4 protein-coding genes are annotated in these 2,462 nt (G+C 61.0%); 3 read left to right on the forward strand and 1 reads right to left on the reverse strand.

The features are described from left to right. Positions 1-780, forward strand: a 780-nt coding sequence (murI, locus tag ENZ75_RS28530; RefSeq protein ID WP_128278499.1) for a glutamate racemase, incomplete at its 5' end; no start/stop codon positions are given. A gap of 64 nt (positions 781-844) precedes the next feature. Continuing rightward, entirely contained in the window at positions 845-1,033 is a 189-nt protein-coding gene (locus tag ENZ75_RS28535; protein WP_013532144.1) for a DUF3008 family protein, read from the forward strand. A 105-nt stretch (positions 1,034-1,138) separates the two neighbouring features. Here ENZ75_RS28535 and ENZ75_RS28540 read toward each other — a convergent pair whose 3' ends face one another. Continuing rightward, complete coding sequence (locus ENZ75_RS28540; RefSeq protein ID WP_013532143.1) at positions 1,139-1,348, reverse strand: hypothetical protein; 210 nt, start codon at positions 1,346-1,348, stop codon at positions 1,139-1,141. A 375-nt stretch (positions 1,349-1,723) separates the two neighbouring features. On the opposite strand from ENZ75_RS28540, the gene rpsD reads away from it, so the two are divergent. Beyond that, positions 1,724-2,341: a 30S ribosomal protein S4 gene (rpsD, locus tag ENZ75_RS28545; RefSeq protein WP_013532142.1), complete on the forward strand. Its 618-nt coding sequence runs from the start codon at positions 1,724-1,726 to the stop codon at positions 2,339-2,341. The last annotated feature ends 121 nt before the right edge of the window (positions 2,342-2,462 follow it).

The following is a 2,462-nucleotide window of genomic DNA, read 5'->3' on the forward strand; positions in this document are numbered from 1 at the left end:
ATGTTCGATTCGGGCATCGGCGGGCTCACCGTACTGCGCGAGGCGCGCGTGCTGATGCCCGACCGCCGTTTCATCTATGTCGCCGACGACGCTGCGTTTCCCTATGGCGCCTGGGAAGAGCCGGCGCTGAGGGTGCATATCCTTGAATTGTTCGGCAAACTGCTTGAGCGGTTTGCGCCGGCCATTTCGGTCATCGCCTGCAACACCGCCTCGACGTTGGTGATCGACGCGCTGCGCGACAGATTTCCCGAGCATCCTTTTGTCGGCATGGTGCCTGCGATCAAGCCGGCGGCGGAACGCACGCGCTCAGGGCTGGTTTCGGTGCTGGCGACGCCTGGCACCGTCAAGCGCCAGTACACGCGCGACCTGATCAGCAAATGGGCGCAGAAATGCCATGTCCGCCTGGTCGGCAGCGACAGGCTGGCGGGACTGGCTGAGATCTACATGCGTGAGGGCTTCGTCGATGAGGAGGCGGTGCGCGCCGAGATCACGCCATGCTTCGTCGAACGTGATGCGCTGCGTACGGATATCGTCGTGCTCGCCTGCACACACTACCCCTTTCTGGCCAATCGTATGCGCAAGACGGCGCCTTGGCCGGTCGACTGGCTCGACCCCGCCGAAGCGATCGCGCGCCGGGCGCTGTCGCTTCTCGCCGACATCGATCCGAGCGGTCGTGGCGAGATGTTGCCTGAAGGGCCCGACCTTGCCGTCTTCACATCGAAAAGAGCCGATTTCCCCACCCGCCGCCTGATGCAGGGGTTCGGGTTGGCGATGTCGTGATTGCGAAGCGGAACATCACGGCAGTCGTTGCGTTTTTCTCCTGATGCCAACGGGAGAAAGAGCCATGCCAGCCACCTCGAAAGCCCAGCAGAAAGCCGCCGGCGCGGCTCTGTCGGCCAAGCGCGGCGAGACCAAGAAGAGCGAACTCCAGGGCGCTTCCAAGGGAATGTACGAATCGATGAGCGAAAAGCAGCTCGAGGAATTCGCCGAGACGAAGCGCAAGGGCCTGCCGGAGAAGAAGTCGAAAGGCTAGAGTGCAGTCCGCCGTTCAAGGGAAACGCCGAAGAACACGAGCCGGAATCAAAAGCCCGCGGCCAAACCGCAGGCTTCGAAATGATGTCGGCCGCCTGATTGCAGCCTACCAGCGCCCTCTGCACTGCTTGATCTTGTAGCGGATGACCTTCTTGTGGCCGTGCCGCCAGATAATTTTCTTCTTGATCACGATGCGGCAAGCCTGGTGGTGCCGGTGCCCTTGCCAATGCCTGGCCTCAGCCGGCTCCGGTGTCATGACCGCCATGGATCCCGCCAACACAGCGGCTCCTGTCAGGGTAAGGAAGAATTTCTTCATGCGAATGTAGCTCCTCTGCTCCGGTCCCTTCCTGATGCCGCTGGCGCAACCTCCCGCCACATCCGGCACTGTACTCAACCCAGAGACGCTATATCGTCGCCATGGCCTACGCCAGCCACAAGCTTGACACCGGTTAAATCTCCGTTTAATCAGCGCGCTAACACCGGGCCGCAATGCCCGGTGGTTTTCTTTATGTGCGCAAGATGCGTGGAAATCCAATTCTACTATCTTGTTTGAACTGACGTGTCCCGTGGGTTTTCCGCCGCGTTGCGTGGGAAAACCCTGTCAGGTCTCGAAAACGGAGGCCAGAGGAGGGCGCGTTTCCTTCACCCGGACCATGAGGTTCCGGGTGTGTTGTTTTGAAAAGGGAATGCGATGAGCAAGCGCGAATCCGCGAAGTACAAGATCGACCGCCGTCTCGGCGAAAACATCTGGGGCCGCCCGAAGTCCCCGGTCAACAAGCGTGAATACGGCCCCGGCCAGCATGGCCAGCGCCGCAAGGGCAAGCTTTCCGATTTCGGCCTGCAGCTGCGCGCCAAGCAGAAGCTGAAGGGGCACTATGGCGACGTTTCGGAAAAGCAGTTCCGCAAGGTTTATGAAGAGGCTGACCGCCGCAAGGGCGACACCTCGGAGAACCTGATCGGCCTGCTCGAGTCGCGTCTCGACGCGGTCGTCTACCGCGCCAAGTTCGTGCCGACCATTTTCGCCGCCCGTCAGTTCGTCAACCACGGTCACGTCAACGTCAACGGCAAGCGCGTCAACATCGGCTCGTACCGCTGCAAGCCGGGCGATGTCGTCGAAATCCGCGAAAAGTCCAAGCAGCTGGTCATCGTTCTGGAAGCGGTCGGTCTCGCCGAGCGCGACGTGCCGGACTACATCGAAGCCGATCACAACAAGATGGTCGCGACCTTCTCGCGCATCCCCGGCCTGGCGGACGTTCCGTTCGCCGTGCAGATGGAACCGAACCTGGTCGTCGAATTCTATTCGCGCTAAACGAGCGCGTTCTGCGACATCCTGCGAAGGCCGCCCGTCGAGGCGGCCTTTTCTTTGTCGGTCATGTCCGCTAATCCGGCGCTCTGGGCCATTGAAAGCGACATGCCATGAACATGCTCTG

Origin of the sequence: Mesorhizobium sp. M7A.F.Ca.CA.002.04.1.1 (assembly GCF_004022805.1) — a bacterium.
In the GTDB taxonomy this organism is placed as follows: Bacteria; Pseudomonadota; Alphaproteobacteria; order Rhizobiales; family Rhizobiaceae; genus Mesorhizobium; species Mesorhizobium ciceri.

Bases quoted from the DNA above. Each gene is read 5' to 3' on its own strand.
- ENZ75_RS28535 (WP_013532144.1), top strand. From the start codon at position 845: ATGCCAGCCACCTCGAAAGCCCAGCAGAAAGCCGCCGGCGCGGCTCTG.
- ENZ75_RS28540 (WP_013532143.1), bottom strand. From the start codon at position 1,348: ATGAAGAAATTCTTCCTTACCCTGACAGGAGCCGCTGTGTTGGCGGGA.
- rpsD (WP_013532142.1), top strand. From the start codon at position 1,724: ATGAGCAAGCGCGAATCCGCGAAGTACAAGATCGACCGCCGTCTCGGC.